Annotated in this window: 15 protein-coding genes; 4 read left to right on the top strand and 11 right to left on the bottom strand. The window is 67.9% G+C overall.

The window, feature by feature from the left end; translation table 11 throughout:
* Positions 1-22 precede the first annotated feature (22 nt).
* The 4 genes from IT359_13400 to IT359_13385 form a co-directional block, all read right to left on the bottom strand.
* Positions 23-457, bottom strand: coding sequence for a hypothetical protein (locus IT359_13400; GenBank protein MCC6929972.1), 435 nt, complete (start codon positions 455-457; stop codon positions 23-25).
* Positions 458-573: 116 nt separating this feature from the next.
* On the bottom strand, positions 574-1,338 hold the full coding sequence (locus tag IT359_13395; protein ID MCC6929971.1) for a DUF481 domain-containing protein: 765 nt from the start codon (positions 1,336-1,338) through the stop codon (positions 574-576).
* 248 nt (positions 1,339-1,586) lie between these two features.
* Positions 1,587-2,336: a hypothetical protein gene (locus IT359_13390; GenBank protein MCC6929970.1), complete on the bottom strand. Its 750-nt coding sequence runs from the start codon at positions 2,334-2,336 to the stop codon at positions 1,587-1,589.
* Positions 2,337-2,345: 9 nt separating this feature from the next.
* The gene (locus IT359_13385) at positions 2,346-5,543 is read right to left on the bottom strand and encodes a hypothetical protein (protein MCC6929969.1); all 3,198 of its coding nucleotides are present in this window, start codon (positions 5,541-5,543) and stop codon (positions 2,346-2,348) included.
* A gap of 299 nt (positions 5,544-5,842) precedes the next feature.
* On the opposite strand from IT359_13385, the gene IT359_13380 reads away from it, so the two are divergent.
* The 3 genes from IT359_13380 to IT359_13370 are packed head-to-tail and all read left to right on the top strand — an operon-like array spanning position 5,843 to position 8,948.
* Positions 5,843-6,940: a proline iminopeptidase-family hydrolase gene (locus tag IT359_13380; GenBank protein MCC6929968.1), complete on the top strand. Its 1,098-nt coding sequence runs from the start codon at positions 5,843-5,845 to the stop codon at positions 6,938-6,940.
* 48 nt (positions 6,941-6,988) lie between these two features.
* A complete protein-coding gene (locus IT359_13375; protein MCC6929967.1) occupies positions 6,989-8,164 on the top strand; it encodes a membrane dipeptidase in 1,176 nt (391 codons plus the stop codon).
* A gap of 37 nt (positions 8,165-8,201) precedes the next feature.
* Positions 8,202-8,948 carry an enoyl-CoA hydratase gene (locus IT359_13370; GenBank protein MCC6929966.1) on the top strand — a complete coding sequence of 249 codons (747 nt, stop codon included), beginning with the start codon at positions 8,202-8,204 and terminating at the stop codon, positions 8,946-8,948.
* A gap of 12 nt (positions 8,949-8,960) precedes the next feature.
* Here the strand turns inward: IT359_13370 and IT359_13365 are convergent, their stop codons facing one another.
* From IT359_13365 to IT359_13335, 7 genes are all read right to left on the bottom strand, one after another.
* Positions 8,961-10,712: a D-aminoacylase gene (locus IT359_13365; protein ID MCC6929965.1), complete on the bottom strand. Its 1,752-nt coding sequence runs from the start codon at positions 10,710-10,712 to the stop codon at positions 8,961-8,963.
* A 45-nt stretch (positions 10,713-10,757) separates the two neighbouring features.
* The gene (locus IT359_13360; GenBank protein ID MCC6929964.1) at positions 10,758-11,420 is read right to left on the bottom strand and encodes a hypothetical protein; all 663 of its coding nucleotides are present in this window, start codon (positions 11,418-11,420) and stop codon (positions 10,758-10,760) included.
* 165 nt (positions 11,421-11,585) lie between these two features.
* The gene (locus tag IT359_13355; protein ID MCC6929963.1) at positions 11,586-13,004 is read right to left on the bottom strand and encodes a TldD/PmbA family protein; all 1,419 of its coding nucleotides are present in this window, start codon (positions 13,002-13,004) and stop codon (positions 11,586-11,588) included.
* On the bottom strand, positions 13,001-14,632 hold the full coding sequence (locus IT359_13350) for a TldD/PmbA family protein (GenBank protein ID MCC6929962.1): 1,632 nt from the start codon (positions 14,630-14,632) through the stop codon (positions 13,001-13,003). The genes IT359_13355 and IT359_13350 overlap by 4 nt, the downstream gene beginning before the upstream one ends.
* A 198-nt stretch (positions 14,633-14,830) precedes the next feature.
* Complete coding sequence (locus tag IT359_13345; protein MCC6929961.1) at positions 14,831-15,151, bottom strand: hypothetical protein; 321 nt, start codon at positions 15,149-15,151, stop codon at positions 14,831-14,833.
* An 80-nt stretch (positions 15,152-15,231) separates the two neighbouring features.
* Complete coding sequence (locus tag IT359_13340; GenBank protein MCC6929960.1) at positions 15,232-15,747, bottom strand: cytochrome c; 516 nt, start codon at positions 15,745-15,747, stop codon at positions 15,232-15,234.
* A gap of 81 nt (positions 15,748-15,828) precedes the next feature.
* Positions 15,829-16,440 carry a DUF3365 domain-containing protein gene (locus IT359_13335; GenBank protein MCC6929959.1) on the bottom strand — a complete coding sequence of 204 codons (612 nt, stop codon included), beginning with the start codon at positions 16,438-16,440 and terminating at the stop codon, positions 15,829-15,831.
* A gap of 344 nt (positions 16,441-16,784) precedes the next feature.
* Here IT359_13335 and IT359_13330 point away from each other — a divergent pair, with 344 nt between their 5' ends.
* Positions 16,785-17,864 carry a phospholipase D family protein gene (locus IT359_13330; protein ID MCC6929958.1) on the top strand — a complete coding sequence of 360 codons (1,080 nt, stop codon included), beginning with the start codon at positions 16,785-16,787 and terminating at the stop codon, positions 17,862-17,864.
* Positions 17,865-17,884: the final 20 nt, after the last annotated feature.

Below are 17,884 nucleotides of genomic sequence, written 5' to 3'. Positions count from 1 at the left end.
ACGCGCGTCAGCGCAAGGGTGCCTACATCTTCTGCTTCGTCAGGTCGCCGCACGCCACGATCTTCCCCAGGTTGCCGGTGGACTCGTGGATGTTGACGAAGTAGGAACCGGTGTCGGGGACGGCGACGGCGAGCGTGGCCGAGGCCGTGGCGTGTCCGCTCGACGACGTGGTGAGCGGTGTGTAGGCCTTTGCATCTCCAAAGATGGGGCCGCCGGTGGCGCAGCTCCCCGTATGGATGTGCCACGGGCGCGTGGTTCCGTTCGCGTCGCCCATGAGCATGACGCTGACCTCGGTTCCCTTCTCGTCCGCGGTCGCCTTCATCGAGGCGTTGCCGCTCAGTTTGGCCTCGTCGGTCGCGCTGATCTTCCCAGACCAGGTGACGTTCGATACGGTGAGGGCGAGCGCCGACGTGGACGCGACGGCGAGCGCGAGTGTGGTGATGGACAAACGACGCATGGCATGTCTCCAGTAGCGAGGGGTACTGGAGAAGCTGCCCCCCGTGCTCCGGGCGCGCCGTTGGGTAGCGCACAAAGCGGGCGTGACGTTGCCTGCCTGTTGGCGCCGTGGTGCGTCTAGAAGCCGGTCTTCACTCCAAACAGGATCTGCGCATCGTTATTGCTGCGTGCGCCTCGCGTGCGCGCCGCACTGTCATACAGCGCCAGGTACGACACGGTGAACGACGTGGACTGCCGCATCGCATACGACAGCTCCGATGTCGAGTTCACGGTGTAGCTCTCGAGGTCGCTCACGCGCGGCTGCCAGAACGTGGTGTGCAGCAGCTTGAGGCGCGCGTCGAACTGATGCTTGAAGCGCGCCCGCCCCGACCATCGTGCCGCCGAGACCGTTTCCGTATCGGGCGAGAGCGCCGTGGGGCGCAGCCGCTCGGCGAGCATCGCCAGCGACAGGTTGGCCTCGGTGGCCCCGCTCTGGAACAGCACCGCCTTGCCGCCCACGCCCACGCCAACGCGATCGAGGACGCGCTTCTCGTACGACGCCTCGTAGTTCACGAACATGAAGGGGGAGAGGTGCTCGTACGGGTGATAGTCCAGGTTGAGCGTTCCCAGCCACGTGCGCTTGGTGACGTCGCGCGGGAGCGAGTCGCGCGCCGCGTCGGCGTAGCCGAACGAGAGCGAGCCTCGCAGCTGCACCGTGCTGTCGGCGCGCCCGAGCTCTGCCTTGGTGAAAAGCGCGCGCTGGTCTGTGTTCCCCTGGTAGAGCGATGCCGCGGCCTCGACGCTTCCCGACCACGGCTTGGGCGGCTGGGCCGCGGGCTTTCCCTGTGCCGCCACGCGCCGCGGAACCGCCATCGCGACGGTGCCCGCGACGGCAACCGCCACCGCGATCGCAGCGACGCTCGCGCACGCAACGACGCTTGCGCACGCAGCGGCGCGGGAAGGGAGGGCAGTCGTCGGCCTGGAGTCGAGTCGGAGGCGCATGGGCGAGGGCGGAAGCGCAGGTTCGAGGAATGGGAGGTCTCCGCGCGTGGCGCACGGGGATCGGCACTGCCGAACGCGACACGCGCGCCGTCGGTGACCGACGGCGCGCGTCCCTACATCCGGAATGTAACGGGTCGTCCCGCCGGGCGTCAGCGCCCGGGGAAACGGGCCGTGACCGCCCCGGCCGCGTCGAGGAACTCCAGCGAGGCCGTCCCTAACGAGTCGACCTTGAGGCGGAGGCGCGTCTTCCCGTTGGGGTCGGAGAGGTTGATCACCGCGTTCTTCGCCGGGTCGCGCCCCACGTAGACGCGTTCGGCCATCAGCGGGACGCCGTTGCGCGGCGCGGCCCACTGCTTCATGGCCTCGTCGCGCACCGCGCCCGCGGGGAGTTTCATGATCGAGTCGCGCTCCGCCACCATGTCGAAGATGTCGGTGCTGGCGCGGTCGGCGATGGTGAGGCCGGTGCGCCGCACGCCGTTCTGCTCGCGATACTGGAAGTAGAGGATCTGGTCCTGGTTGAACTGGTCGAACGAGAAGCCGCTGGAGGCGCTGTACTTCCCGTCGGGGCCGGCCTTCCCCTCGAAGGTGAGCCCGCCGTTCTCCGTCCCTTCATCGTTGAAGAAGATGATCCCCGGGCGCGACCCGCCGGGATAGCCGAACGGCTTCCCCTTGTAGATCGGCCCGATGGAGCGCGGGCGGTTGGAGATGACGAGGCGCAGCTTGCCGTCGGGCTCGACGACGTTGATGCGCTCCACGTCGATCTCGCCGAAGCGCGCCTTCTCCTGCGCCGGCGGTTGCGGCTGGCGGAATGCCGCCACGCTCAGGACGAGGGCAATGGTGGACGAGGCGAGCGCCCAGGCCTTGAGGAGGCGGATGTCGCGGCGCAGGGAGGATGGCATCGGGTTACCTCAGGCGATGGGTTTGAGGAGGGCACTCATCCTGGCATTGAAGGCGGGGAGCTCCTTCTCCATGAGCACCTTGAAGGCTGCCTTGGCGCGCTCGAGGTCGGCCTCCAGTTCCTTCAGCGTCTGCAGCGACGAGTCGGTCGGGCGCCAGTCGGCGCCGCCGGCCACGTCGCCGGCGCCGCTCCCGATCTCGCCCGCCAGCCACAAAAGCGAGAGGTAGGTGCGGTACGTCTCGACGAACCACTTGTCGTCGGAGTGCAGGTCGTGGCGCGAGAGGAGGATGAGCTCGATGTCGAGCATCTTCTGGTCCATCTCCTTGAGCGCCTTCACCGCGGCGGCATTGCTGGCGTTGGCCTTGACCTGGTCCTCGATGTTCTTTCGCAGCACCTCGAGCTGGTTCACCACGTTCGCCGTCTCGGTCAGGCGGTCGCGCACGCGCACCTGGGCGTCGGTCGAGGCCAGGAGGTCGTCGACCGTGGCGGGGACGTCGGTCGCCTTGAGGACGGTGAACGGCTGCGTGAACGACTGAGCGCCGGCGACGAGCGTGACGGAGTACTGCCCCGGCGCGGCGAGCGGCCCCTGCGACTGCGGCTGCTGGATCCCCCAATGGGCAATGGGGCGCGTATCTTTCCCCTTGTAGGGTGGTTCGTCCCAGATGTAGGGGTTGTCGGGGGGCGACGTGCGCAGCGCCACGGGGACCGCCAGGTCGTAGCGCAGGTCCCAGACCACGCGATTGAGGCCGGGGCGTGGCTTCACCTTGAGCGTGCGGGCCAGGCGCCCCGTCGCGTCACGGATCTCCAGCGCCACCACCGTCGTGTCGGCGGCGCGGAAGGTGAGGTCGGCGCGCCCCTCGCGCGCGCGGCGAATACCGGGGTGCGGGGCAAACAGCGCGTTGCCGGCCGCCGCAACGCCCCCCTCCTGCAACGCCTTGAGGTCGCGCAACACCCACAGCCCGCGCCCGTAGGTCGAGACGACCGCATCGTTCCACCCCTTGGGGATCTCGATCCACGTCACCGGCGCTGCCGGAAGCCCCACCTGGTACTGCGTCCACGTCGCGCCATCGTCCAGCGAATAGTGGAACGCGTGCCCGGTGCCGACGAGGAGCATGCCCTTCCGGTCGGGATGCTCGGCCACGCTCAGCACATAGTCGAGCGGATGCGCGCTGGGCAGGTTGCCCACCACGCTCTTCCACGTCTTGCCGTAGTCACTCGTCTTGTAGAGGTACGGACGGCGATCGTCGTTCGTGTGCAGGTCCACGACGACGTAGGCGGTGGCCGCGTCGTGCGGTGACGGCTCGATCTTGCGTACCGTCCCCCACGCCGGCATCCCCGTGATGTTCTTCGTGAGGTCGGTCCACTCGGAGCCGCCGTTGCGCGTGACCCACACCTTTCCGTCGTTTGTCCCGGCCCAGATGAGCCCGCGTTGCACCTTGGACGGTGCGATCGCGAAGACCACCGAGCCGTAGAACTGCCCCAGGTTGTCGCCGATCACGCCGCCGCTCGGCTTGATCTTCGACGGATCCTTCATCGACAGGTCGGGGGAGATGATGTCCCAGCTCTGCCCCTTGTTGCTGGTGCGGAAGATGACCTGGCAGCCGTAGTAGACCGTTTGCGTATCGAACGGATCGATCGCCATCGGCGCCGTCCAGTGACAGCGATACCTGATGTCGTCCGGCGGCGAGTCGAGCGTGATGCGGTACGGCTGCACCGAGCGCGCCGTCTGCATCCGGTGATCGTAGCGTGTGACCTTGTTGCCGTAGCACGTGGCCCAGATCACGTCGGGATCGTTAGGGTCGGGAAGGGTGAAGCCCGACTCGCAACCCCCGATGCCGTGGTCCCAATCGCGGACTCCGTCGGCGGTCATGCCGTAGGGGAGCTCGCGGTTGCCGGCGTTGGGAATCGGCGTCCCGCGCTCCATGCCATCGGAGGGGCCGCGCATCGTCCCGTTGTCCTGCCGGTTGGAGTAGACCCAGTACGGGATCCGGTTGTCGACCGCCACGTGGTACATCTGCCCGTTGTTGAGCGCCACGCGACGCCGTTGCTTCATGTGCGTCGTCGTGATGGTGAAGCCCAGGTCGTCGGTGAGGCCGAAGTGATCCGGGTTGCTCGGCGAGATCCAGATGTCGTGCGTGTCGCCCCCCCAGCGCGAATCCTCGAACGTCTTGCCGCCGTCCATCGAGCGCCAGAATGACGAGTTGGCCACGTACACCTCGTCCTGGTTCCCCGAGTTCACCGCCAGGTGCATGTAGTAGCCGGCGCGCCCGATGAGCGAGCGCTGCCAGCTCACCACCTGCCACGAGGTGCCGCCGTCATCGGAGCGCCAGAGTGAACCCTGGTTGAGCGTCTGGATGAGGGCGAAGATCCGGTTGGAGTTGGTGGGTGCGATGGCGACGCCCACCTTCCCGATCGGTGCCTTGGGGAGCCCCGGGTGCTCGACCTTCTTCCACGTCGTCCCGCCGTTGCGGGTCATCCAGATCCCGCTCCCCGGACCGCCGGACGTGAGCCCCCAGGACTTCATCACCACCTGCCACATTCCCGCCACGAGGACCTCGGGGTCCTTGGCGTCCATCGCAAGGTCCGAACAGCCGGTGTTCACATCGACGAACGCCGAGCGGGTCCAGGTCTTCCCGCCGTCCATCGTCTTGTAGACGCCGCGCTCCTCCTGCGGTCCCGTCGCCCTGCCTAACGCGCAGACGTACACCACGTCGGCGTTCTTCGGATGCACGAGAATGCGCGAGATGCGTCCCGTCTCGCGGAGCCCCATGTGCACCCACGTCTTCCCTTCGTCGGTCGACTTGTAGATCCCGTCGCCCTGGATGTCGGACTCGCGCACCGTCCACCCTTCACCCGTACCGGCCCAGACGATGTTGCGGTTGCCTGGTGCCACCGCCAGCGCGCCAACGGCCTGCACTGGCTGGTCGTCGAAGATCGGGACCCAGTTGGCGCCGCCATCGGTCGTCTTCCAGATGCCGCCGGACGCCGAGCCGGCGTACCAGGTCGCGGTGTCGCCTTCGACGCCGGCCATCGAGGCGAAGCGCCCGCCGGTGGCGGGGCCAAGGAACTCGAAGCGATATGGCTGCGCCGGCACGGGGGCGTTGGGATCGGCGGGGCGGCGGCGCTGTGCGGCCAGCGTGCTCGCAGCCGCCACCGATGCGACGAGCAATGCGGTGACCAGCGCGGTGCGATGTAGCGGTTGGGGCATGGGAAGGGCGGACGGGAGACGGGGGACGGAGACGGGAGACGGGAGACGGGAGTCGAGTCGTCGCGCGCGTCTGAACGGTGTGCACATCAATTGGGGCGCGCGGGGGGCGCGGCGCAAATGATGTTTCGCCTGTCATACGGGGGCGCGGCGCGCGGCGCTGCGATTGGGGGATGGGGTGGGGGCGCGGCTGGGGGCGGGGGCGCGAGTTTCCGACGCGGGGGACGCGGCGTACCTTAGCGCGTCCCCCGCCGTGTGGCTCCGGCCACCGGGCCGCGGTATCCCCCCCAACCCGTGCTGCCATGCGACTTCCACAGCGCCCTCTCGCCGTCGCTGCCTCCCTCGCGGCCGCCACCGCGAGCACGCTCCTCCTGGCCGCGTGCACCACGCAGTCGGCGCCGCCGGCAAGCGCCGACAATGGTGCGCCGGTTTCCACCGCGTCGTACTTCGACACCACCGGGCGCGCCGACATCCTGGCCGGTGGGATTCGCATGATCCCGATCCAGACGCCGAAGGGGACGTTCAAGGTCTGGACCAAGCGCGTGGGCAACAACCCGCGCATCAAGGTCCTCCTGCTGCACGGCGGCCCGGGAATGACCCACGAGTACTTCGAGGCGGTCGACTCGTATTTCCCCAAGGAAGGGATCGAGTACTACTACTACGACCAGCTTGGCTCCTACTACAGCGAACAGCCCAAGGATTCGTCGCTGTGGAACCTGGACCGTTTTGTCGAGGAAGTGGAGCAGGTGCGCGTGGCGTTAGGCCTGGACAAGGGCAACTTCTACATCCTGGGCAACTCGTGGGGCGGGCTGCTGGGGATGGAGTACGCGCTCAAGTACCAGGAGCACCTCAAGGGGCTCATCATCTCGAACATGATGGCGAGCATCCCCGAGTACGTGAAGTACGCCAACGACGTGCTGATGCCGGCAATGGATCCCAAGGTGCTGGCCGAGGTGAAGGCGCTGGAGGCGAAGAAGGACTACGCCAATCCGCGCTACATGGAGCTGCTCATCCCCAACCATTACGAGAAGCACCTCATCCGCATGCCGGCCGCCGAGTGGCCCGACCCGGTGAACCGCGCCTTCAAGCACGTCAACAACGACATCTACATCCCCATGCAGGGGCCCAGCGAGCTGGGGGCGAGCGGAAAGCTGGAGAAGTGGGATCGCGTGGCCGACCTCCCCAAGCTCACGGTCCCCATCCTGTCGGTGGGTGCGCAGTACGACACGATGGACCCCAAGCACATGGAGATGATTGCGAAAACGGTGAAGAACGGGCGCTATCTCTATTGCCCCAAGGGGAGTCATCTCGCGCTCTACGACGACCAGGAGACGTGGTTCACGGGGGTGATGGCGTTCCTGAAGGACGTGGACAGCGGGGCGTTCAAGGCTGTGCGGTAGTGCCTACCCATTACCCGTACCGACACCGTTACCGACACCGTTACCGACATGTCCGACTTCTTCCACGAGCGCTGCACGCGCCGCGGCGCCGTGACGCGACTAGCGGGGGCGGCCGCGCTCCCCGCGCTGGGCGCCGCCATTCCGATCGTTCCAGCGATTGCGCCTGACGGGAAGGCAGCGGCCGACGCGATGCACGCGCCCTGGCCGGGCTACGAGCGCGCCACGGTCATCGACTGCCTCGCCTCGCCCGGCCCCTTCAACTCGGTGCAGCCGCGCACGCCGCTCAGCGACGCCATGGTGCGCAACGCCGCGCAGTCGGGCATCACGGGAATCAACCTCACCGTGAACGGCGGCGACTTCGCCGCCACGATGCGCAGCATCGGGGCGTGGGAACGCGAACTCAACCTGCACGGCGACGTGCTGGTGCGCGTGCGCTCGGTGGCCGACCTCGCCGAGGCTAAACGCACAAAGCGACTCGGCCTCATCTACGGCTTCCAGGGAGTCGAACCCATCGGGAGCGACCTGTCGACGGTCGCGATCTTTGCCGCGTACGGCGTGAAGATCATCCAGCTCACCTACAACACGCGCTCGCTGGTGGGCGATGGAAGCCTGGAGCCGGGCAATGCGGGGCTCAGCACCTTCGGGCGCGACCTCGTGGCCGAAATGGACCGGCAGCGCGTCATGGTCGACCTGTCGCACTGCGGCCAGCGCACCACCGCCGACGGAATTGCCGCGTCGGCGCGTCCGGTCGCGATCACGCACTCCGGGTGCGCCGCGCTGGCCGACGTCCCGCGCAACAAGCGCGACATCGAGTTGAAGGCCATGGCCGACAAGGGCGGCGTGATCGGCATCTACCTCATGCCCTTCCTCACGCCGGGGCGCCAGCCCATGCTCGACGACGTGGTGCGCCACATCGAGCACGCGCTCAACGTCTGCGGCGAGGATCATGTGGGGATCGGGAGCGACCTCTCCATTACCCCGCACGAGGTCACCGATGAGTACAAGCGCGAACACCGAGAGTTCGTGGCGCGACGGCAGAAGGCGGGGATCGCGGCGCCTGGCGAGGACCCCGAGGTCTACTTCTTCGTCCCGGACCTCAACACCCCGCGCCGCCTCGAGCGCATTGCCGACGCCCTCCTGGCCCGCAGGCACTCCGAGGCGCGCGTGGAGAAGATCATCGGCGGCAACTTCGTGCGCCTCATGCGCGACGTCTGGGGCGGTTGACCGGAACGACCGTCATCACCTCCATCCCCAGTCGCTCGTGAGCACTGCGCACATCCTCACCGCCAAGGCCGACGGCGTTTGCACCATCGAGCTTTCACGGCGCGAGAAGAAGAACGCGATCACGCTGGCGATGTACCGCGGCATGAGCGACGCCCTGGACGACGCCGCGCGCGACAGCGAGGTGCGCGCGGTGCTGCTGCGCGGACAGGAGGACCTCTTCACCGCCGGCAACGACGTCGGCGACTTCCTGCACGGCGCCGCTAGTGCCGAGCGCGAGGGGCCCCGTTTTCTCTACGCCATATCGCAGTTCACCAAGCCGATCGTTGCAGCCGTCGGGGGGCTCGCGATCGGCATCGGGACGACGATGCTCCTGCACTGCGACCTGGTCATCGCCGCCGAGGATGCGCGCTTCCAGCTCCCCTTCGTTCCGCTGGGACTCTCCCCCGAGGCGGGGTCGTCGCTCCTCCTCCCGCAACTCGCCGGACATCGGTTGGCCGCCGAGCTCCTCATGCTCGGCGACTACTTCGACGCGCCCACGGCGCAGCGCGCGGGGATCGTGAATCGCGTGGTCCCCGCCGACGCCGTACTCTCGCTCGCCACCGCCATCGCCGAGCGCCTGGCCAGGCAGCCACGCGACGCGCTGATGACGACCAAGGCGCTCCTCAGGCGCCCCCAGGGTCGCACGGTGCGCGAGGCGATCGACGAGGAGCTTCCGCACTTCGATCGCCTGCTGCAAGGCGACGAGGCGCGGTCCATCTTCCGCGCCTTCCTCGACAAGCGGTAGCGCGCCGGGCGCCTAACGCGTTGCAGGCGTCGCGCGGTAGCCGGGCCCGCGAATCACGCGCCCCGGCTTCGCACCGTTGTACTTGCCGTCTTCCAGCACCACGCCGCCGTTCACCAGCACATAGCGCACCCCCTCCGAGGCAAGCGTCGGCTCGGCGAACGTCGCGCGGTCACGGATCGTCGCCGCGTCGAAGATCACCACGTCGGCCACCAGTCCGGGCGCCAGCTTCCCGCGATCGTACGCGCCGATCTCGTTGGCGGCCACGCTGCTCATGCGGTGGACCATGGCCTCCAGCGTCAGCACCCCGAGGTCGCGCGCGTAGCGGCCGAGCAGGCGCGGAAAGGCGCCGTAGCCACGCGGGTGCACGAGCGTCTGCGACGGGTCGAGCGGGCCGGCGTCGGTGTCGAACGAGGTGAACTCCTCGCGCATCGCCTTGATCTTGTTGGCTTCGGACATGGACTGCGGCATGGCGCCCGCCGTCGTTGGCGCCAGCTCGAAGAAGATGTCCCACGGGTCCTTGCCCACGGCGCGCGCGATGTCGCCGATGGACGTGCCCGAGTACTTCGTGTACGGCGCCGCGAGCCCCGACACGATGATGCGGTCCCAGTCCTTTCCGGCGTGAGCATACCAGTTCTCCCATCCGCCGAGCGTTTCCATCTCGCGCCGCATCTCGGCGCGCGCCGCCGGGTCGCCGAGCTTGCGCAGCAGGTCCGCCTCGCCGTCAGCTGCATGCCGGGGATGGATGAGCGCGCGAATGCCGAGCCCGTTGTTGATGTACGGGTAGATGTCGACACCGACCTGCTGACCGGCGGCACGCGCCGCTTTGATGCGCGCCAGCGCGAGATCCATCTTTCCCCAGTTGCCCTGCCCTGCCGTCTTGAGGTGGAAGATGTGCACCGGCGTCGCCGCGGCCTGCCCAATGCGCAGCGCCTCGTCGATGGCCTCCAGCAGGCGATCGCCCTCGTTGCGCATGTGGGTGAAGTAGCGGCCGCCGTACTGGCCGGCCACCTTGGCCAGTTCGGCAATCTCCGACTCGGAGCCGTAGATCGCCGGCGGATAGATGAGTGACGTCGAGACGCCGATGGCACCCGCTTCCATCGCCTCGCGCACGTAGTCGCGCATGCGCTCGAGCTCTTCCGGCGTCGCCTGCCGGTCCTTGTCGCCAATGACGATCTCGCGCAACTGTGTGTGCCCAACGGTCTGCACCATGTTCATCGGCATCCCCGCCGAGTCGAGCCTGGCGAAGAGTTGGCGCATGGTGGACCACCCGGCGCGCCTTGCCTGCTCGGCGTCGAGCGGGGCGCTCGAACCACCCTCGCCGGCGTTGATGGTCGTGATTCCCTGCGAGAGCAGGTTGAAGGCGCTGTTGGGATTGGCAAGGAAGGGAGTCGCCGTCTGCCCCATCATGTCGATGAAGCCCGGCGCGACCACGAGCCCGGTCGCATCGATGGCGCGCCTTGCCTGCGCCGGCGCGATGCGCCCGATAGCGGCAATGCGGCCGTTGGCGATTGCCACGTCGGCGACAAACCACGGAGAGCCGGTGCCGTCGACGATGCGCCCGCCGTGAATGACGACGTCGTAGGGCGGCCCCGCCGGCGCCGTTGCCGCACGGCGTGCGTCCTGCGCCTCGCCATGACGCGCCACGAGCAGTGCCAGCGCGAGTGCCAGCGCGAGCGCGAGCGCCGAGCGCTGTCCCGTTATGCGTCGAGCCCGAAGGTGTCGGTCGTGGTGGTACATCACTCCCTCTGGTGAAAGGTCAGTCATCGGGCGGCGCACCCCTCCCCTGTCACGCCAACGAACGAAAGCAGGTCACGCACGGGCTGCGCCCTCCACCCGCGCGCGCAGCCGGCGGACTGCGCTCTCCACGGTGGTCAGTACCGGCACGCCGGTTTGCGCGTGCACCTCGCTCGCGGCGCGCGCCATGCTGAACTGCGCCAATGCAATGATGGCGCACCCGGCCGTCACGAGCCGCTGGGCCGACTCGGCGACGAGGGCGTCATGGCGCTGGAGGTCGCCTGCGCGCAGCGCCACGAGCGCGCCCACCGCCAGCGACGTGCGCACGTCGACCGCCGCCGGGAACTCCGAAACCATCGACGCCAGCGTGGGGGCGAAGGTTGCCACGAGGCCGACAGGCGCCCCGCTCGCCGCCGCTGTTGCTTCGTCGATCATCGCCTCGTTCGGCTTGAGCACCGGGAGCGATGGATACTGCCGGCGCACGCCATCGATGCAGCGCCCGAACGCCGAGCAGGTAAAGAGGATGCCCGACGCCCCGGTCGACACGGCGTACGCGCCTAACGCCAGGAACCGGGCGTCGAATCGTTCGTCGAGCCCGTGCGGCGACCGCGCGAGGTCCGCCGACAGCGAGTCGTCCATGAGGTGCATCGTCTCGCAGCCAGGCCACGTGCGCGCCAGCTCCGCGTCGAGCGGGGCGAGGGACTCGGGGAGGGCGTGAATGAAGGCGACGCGTGACATGGACGTGGTGGGAGGGCGTAACGTCTGCTTCGGCGCCGGCGTTGTCCAGCACCGGCGGGCGGCGGTGCGCTGGATCGCCACCGCTGCAACGCAAACGCGCCCGGCAGTGCACCGGGCGCGTCTTGCACGAGATCGTTGGAAATGCGCAGCGCTCCCGCCGCGCGCCTACACCGCGTCGCTCAGGCTCGTGAACGAGAAATCGCGCGTGCGGATCGCCGGGACGACGATTGCCTGCCCGGTGTTCCCGCTCTCGCTGGCACTCACCCGCACCGCACGCGACATCGCCTCCAGGTTGTTGAGCATGAAGATGGGCGACTCGTTGAAGCGGAAGTTCTTCACCGACTTGGTGATCTTCCCCTTCTCGATGAGGAAGGTCCCGTCGCGCGTGAGCCCGGTGTAAAGCACCGTTCGCGGATCGACCGGGCGGATGTACCAGAAGCGCGTGACGAGGATGCCGCGTTCGGTTCCCGCAATCAGTGCCTCCAGCGACTGGTCGCTCCCCAGCATCTTGAGCCCGGCGCCGCCACCAAAGCCGCCGCCACCGCCAAACCCGCCACCGCCACCACCGGTGTTTGCCTCCTTCCCCTGCTTCTGCGCCCAGAAGCGGTCATAAGCGAGGTTCTTCACCACGCCGTTCTCGATCCACACCGTGCGACCGGTGGGAAGGCCATCGCCGGAGAAGGTGTTGGTCCCGATGTCGGGGTCGAGCGGGTCGGTGAAGATCGTCACGCGTTCGTCCATGACCTTCATCCCGACCTTGTTGCCGCCGCCGGCCTTGGTGAAGAACGAGCGCCCCTCGTCGGCGCTGCGCGCGTTGAGTGCCCCCTGGATGAGCTGCACCAGGTTGCCGACGGCGGTTGGCTCGAGCACCACGGTGTAGCGCCCCGGCTCGATGGCCACCGGGTTCTGCGACGCCTTGGCTTTCTGGATCGCCGTGGCGCCTAACGCCTTGGCGTCGATCCGGGACCAGTCCCAGTGCGCGGTCCCGCCCCACCCCGACCCCATCCCGTCGGCGGTGCGCACGGTGGTCGTCAGCACGGCCTCGGTGGTTCGCGAATAGGCAAACAATCCCTTGCTGTTGGCGATGGCCAGCGCCGTCCCGCGCGACTCGATGTAGCCGGTGGAGACGAGCCCCGCGGCGCGCGCCGGCTCGGTGACCTGCTGGATCGCCGCCGCGCGCGCCACGGGATCGAGCAGCGCGGTTGCATCGCTCCACCCGTTCGACTCGGCGTACTGCTGGGGGCCGAGTTCGGGCATGGCCTCGGGGTCCTCGGGCGAGAGGCGCGCCAGGTTCTCCGAGTTGGCCACGCATTGTTGCAGCGCCGCGTCGTCGAGCTTGTTGGTCGTGGCGGTTGCCGAGCGTTTGCCAAACGATGAGAGGACCGTGACGACCGTGTCGAAGTTGTCTCCCGCCGTCGAGATCTGGTTCACGGCAAAGCGCGAGTTGGCGCGCGCCGCGCTGCGGATCGTGACGCGCGTGGAGTCGGCCGTGGCGAAGTAGAGGACGCGCTTGGCCAGCGCCTGCGCCTCGTCGCGCGAGAGGATCGGCGCCCCCTCGACAAACAGTGAACGCGGCGCGCTCATCCCTGCCTCCCGGTGTTGATCACGTTGATCTGGCGATGGCGCGTCGGGACGCACCCATGCGATACGGCGTTCGATTGCGAGGGTTGTCCCTTGGCATCGCCAAAGGCGCCGCACAGTTCGTAACTCTTCGGTCCGCCGATCATGTCCATCGCCGCCCAGAACTCCGGCGTGCGAATCTGGTAGGCCACGTCCTTCAGCATGCCAACGACCTTGCCTCCCTTGATCTCATAGAACAGCTGTCCGCCAAACTGCGCGTTGTAGCGCTGCTGGTCGATCGAGAACGACCCGTCGCCCACGATCGCGATCCCCTTGTCGGTGGCCGCGATGATGTCCTCGAACGAGCGCTCGGTCGTCCCCGGCATGAGCGACACGTTGGGCATGCGCTCGAACTGCACGTCGGCCCAGCTCTGCGAGTACGAGCACCCCTGCGACTTGAGCGGCTTCCCGTTCTTCCGGTACCACCAGTCGAGAAAGGGGGCCTGCATGCGGGTAATCGCGTGGTAGTTCACGAGGATCCCCTTCTCGATGATCATGAAGTCGTCGGGCTTCTGCCCTTCGTCGTCCCAGCCGCACGCCGAGAGCGAGCCGGCCTGCGAGCGGTCACCGCGCACGTTCATGAGCGGCGAGCCGAACTTGAGGGTGCCTAACGTCTTCTCCGGCGGCGCGGCGAACGACGTCCCCGCATAGTTGGCCTCATAGCCCAGCGCGCGGTCCAGCTCCGTGGGGTGCGCGCACGCCTCATGCACCGTCAGCCACAAGTGCGTGGGGTGCAGCACCAGGTCGTAACGTCCCACCTCCACCGGCTTGGCCGAGAGCTTCTCCACCGCTTGCTCGGCCCACTTGGTCGCGTTGGTCACCAGGTTGGCGTTGGTGACGTGCTCGTAGCCGAGCCCCTTGGGCTGGATGTCCGTCGACTGGCGCGACTGGAAGTCGGTGAAGTCGGCCGACACCGCCGTCACCGTCAGCGACGGCTGGGCGCGGTAGATCGTCTGGACCGTGTAGCTCCCATCGGTGTTGGCGTAGGTCTTCTCCTCCCGCAGGAAGAACATCGACGAGGTGCAGAAGCGCGCCCCCTTCACCTTGAGCGCCGCCTCATTCGCCGCCAGGAGCAACTGCACCTTCTCCTCGATCGGGACGTCGAAGGGGTCCTTCTGGATCGGCGACTTCCAGGTGCCGTCGGTCACCGGCGCCTGCCCGGGGGCCAGGACGACCGGCTTGAGCTGCGTGGGGCGCGACGCTTGCGCCTGGCGGGCCGCCTGGCGCGCCACGCGCACGATCTCCTCCGGCGTGATCGTGCTGCTGGCGGCAAACCCCCAGGCCCCGTTCACGAGGACGCGCACGCCGAAGCCGAACGTCTCGTTGTCCACGACCCCCTGCACGCGCCGCTCGCGCGTGAAAACGTTCTGCGTCCGGTTGCGCGAGATGCGCACATCGGCGTACGACGCCCCGGCCCCCTTCGCCGCCTCGAGGGCGCGCATCGCCAGTTGCTTGAACGCCGGGTCCTGCAGCGGCAGCGCGTCGGGACCAACCGACATCGCCGCCGCCACGCGCGGGGTAAGGTGCCCAACCCCCAGCGCGGCCGCGGCCGCAGCGGAGGTGGACACGAAATCACGACGGGAGAAGGGCATACGGGACGGGAGACGGGGGACAGGGGACGGGAGTTCGGTGGCGTGCAACTCTGGGGGGGTACGTGCGGGGGCGCGGGGATGTTGGAATCCAGCGCAGCAAATCGCGAGGGGGCGGACGCTCACGCGTCCGCCCCCTCGCACTCCCGTCTCCCCCCAGCCTTCGCTGGGGCAAGCTGTCCCCCGTCCCCCGTCCGCCCTCTATCTCTTCTTCCGCGCCTTGACCACCGCGACGCCCGCCGCGGCGAGCCCCGCGACGACGGCGGCGCCTACGGCCGCCCGCTTGAGCGCCTTCTTCTTCTTGTCCCGCCCGGTGACCTTGTCGGCCACCTTGGTTGCCAGTGCCTTGGCCCCTTTCTCGGCCTTTGCGACACCCTTCGTGACCGCCTTCTTCACCGACTTCTCGACCACCTGCTCCTTCTTGAGCGCAGCCTTCCTGGCCCTCTGTGCCGTCTTCGCGAGCGATGCCATGCAGTCAGCCTCCCGGTAGGTCGTGATTCCCCGCGACATCTCGAACGTCACCACGATACCACGGCGCGGTGGCGCGAGACACACCCTGATTCGTACACCTAACGCGCCCAGCGGTCCCGGCGTTCGTCGTATTATGGCCGCTTGAGCGTGGTGGTGTCCTTCATCTTCGACGTGTCGGCCATGTGCCCATGCTGCATCCCGCGCATGTTCCCCATCCCGCCTCCCATCGTCGAGTCGCCCTCGGAGAGCGACCAGACATAGGCTGCCGCTGCCTGTAGTTGGCTGTCGGGAAGCGGGAGCGGGGCCATGAGTCCGAAGCGCTCGATGGCCATGGCCGGCATCAGCGACTTCTCCTTGGCCGGCGCCTTGATCCAGGCCACGATGCGCGCCAGCGCCTTGTCGCGGTCGCCCTGGTTCAGCATGCGATAGCGCCGCGACACGTGGGAGAGCGGCGGCGCCAGCTTGGGCGGCGGCTGCTCGGTGTGGCACGCGGCGCAGACCGTCGAGACGAGCTGCTTGCCCTGGGCGAGCTGGGCAGCGCGCGCGGCGTCGCCCTGTGCCAACGCATCGGACGCCGTCATCGCGATGGCAACGCCGAGCGCTGCGGCGATACCCCTCGTCGCGCGCGTCGGGATGCGCGTCGTCACGTTCACAACCGACCGAAAGCTCCGGTTCAACCGCATACGTTCGTTCCCTGCGCCGGAGATCCGGCCGGCGCTCCGAGGGTCCTACCGCCGACCGGCGGCCGCGGCCGAGTCGGGGATGAAGACCGAGTACACCCCGCGCAGGTCGCCAGCTGCAAAGCCGTAGGCCCGGTCCGCGGGGTAGTTCTTCTGCACGAAATCGGGACGCCGGTCGCGCGCGCCATGACAGGCGAGGCACGCCGGCTCCACGGTGATGCGTCGAAAGTAACGCGTTCCCGTCTCGCCGCGCATCGTCGCGCGGCGCGTCATGCTCATGAGCGCCGGGTCCTGTTGCATCGCGCGAAATGCGCGGCGCGACTCGGCGTCGAGTGCGTTATCGGGATTCCGGTTGCGTTCGGCGAGCTGCGCAATCGACCATCCTGTCTCCCTGGCCAGCGCCATCGCCTTCCCCTTCACCGGCTTGCACACCTGCGCGAAGGTCGAGTCGGTGGCCGCCATGCCGCCAGCCGCAAAGGACTGCGCCAGCGTCGAGCGCAGGAGATCCAGCGCCTCGACCTCGTGGACCGCGCGCGCGACTGCCGCGCGTGCCGGCGGGAGCGCCGCGGCGGCGCCCTGCCCCTGCGCCTTCTGCGCCCCCTGCGCTTCGAGCGGAGTGACGAAGAAGAAGTGCGCGCTTCCCATCAACAGGAAGATCATTGGCCACACCCGCTGCGAGCGTAGGCGCTGGGCAACCACTGGCATTGTCCCTCTGGGAGCGTCGGTCCATCTATATAACTCTATGGTTATATATGTGCAACTTCAGGGGGCGGGTGTCGGCGATTCCCTCGCGGGGTGTCGCGGGGGCGATGACGAGCGGGGCGCACGGCGGCGCTGGGCGGGCTGGACAGTCGGTTGTTCTGGCCGCAACGTGCCGCGCAGTCGCGACTGGGCACTCGGCTCGGCCATGTCATGTGTGCGGGAGGAGGATCGGGAGGATGATGCAGCTGCTATTGAGGTTCCCGGGGGAAGAGGGGAAGGGAGCGTCGCCGTTCGAGCGGGCGTTGCGCGAGGTCGCGGACGCGGGCGAGTTGGATCTCGCGGCGCCGTACCTGTCCGTTTCCATCCTTCGCGAGTTGGTCAGACGCGCCCCCAAGTTTCGCCTCGTGACCGACGCGGAGGAGTGGTTGCGTGCGTTTGCGCGGCCGGCGAGGACGGAGATTCTCGACTTCATTCACGAGCACGCCCAGCAGGTGCGGCACTGTCGCGACCTGCATGCCAAGGTCGCGCTGTCGCCCACCTTGGCGATGTTTGGGTCGGCGAACTTCACGGAGCGCGGGCTGTTCCAGCGACAGGAGGTGGGAGCGGTAGTCTCAGACGAAGGTCAGGTCCGACAGATTAGGGAGTGGTATGACCTTCTGTGGATGCACGCGAGCCCCATCGTTCGCGAACAGCTGCTCGAGTTCGAAGCCTCCCTTCCTGCGCTCCCTGAAAGCGAGACTACGCCGACGCTCCGAACAATCCCGTTGGCCGCGCCGGAGACTGCCTCTGCGCGTGCAGCTAGCCTCATCGTCGCCGAAGCCGACATCGATCGGAAGGCCGACTCGGAAGACCGGCTGATTGCCTACCTCGCCGGCGCTCCCTCCCGACGCTGGACGGAGTCCTATTTCGAATCCATAGCCACGCTAGTGGAGGCTCTTGGCGTCGAGAACGGCGACAAGCGATTTGTCCTCACCATTCGCGAGGGGACGTTCTTTATCCCAGTCACCATCAACTCACGATGGGTATTGCGGCCCTACATCGCCGACGATCGCACGCTCGGGATCGCCGGCGCCATGCTACTCGTTCGAGCCAACGCCGATGTGGTCGACGCGTCTGCACCCGGGCGCGTCTACGACGACGTTCAATTCCGGGCGCAACGCGGTGAGACCGACGAGCCGCCGATGTCCATCGCGTTCCGGGACTTCTCGTTTCTTTCCGATCGACGTTTTCGCGACGAATGGCTCATCGCCTGTCAGGTCGAACTCCTTAGAAGAGCGGGCTCGCAGAACCAGCGGCACCACTCCCGCATCCTCTTCCGCACCGCCACCGACCGCGCATATCGCCAGCGCCTGTTCGCCCGGGTAAACTGGGCCAACGCCTGACCACGCGAACCCCGAACATT

It is taken from the genome of Gemmatimonadaceae bacterium (assembly GCA_020852815.1).
Taxonomy (GTDB): domain Bacteria; phylum Gemmatimonadota; class Gemmatimonadetes; order Gemmatimonadales; family Gemmatimonadaceae; genus SCN-70-22.
This window is presented reverse-complemented; position numbering and strand designations above follow the sequence as displayed.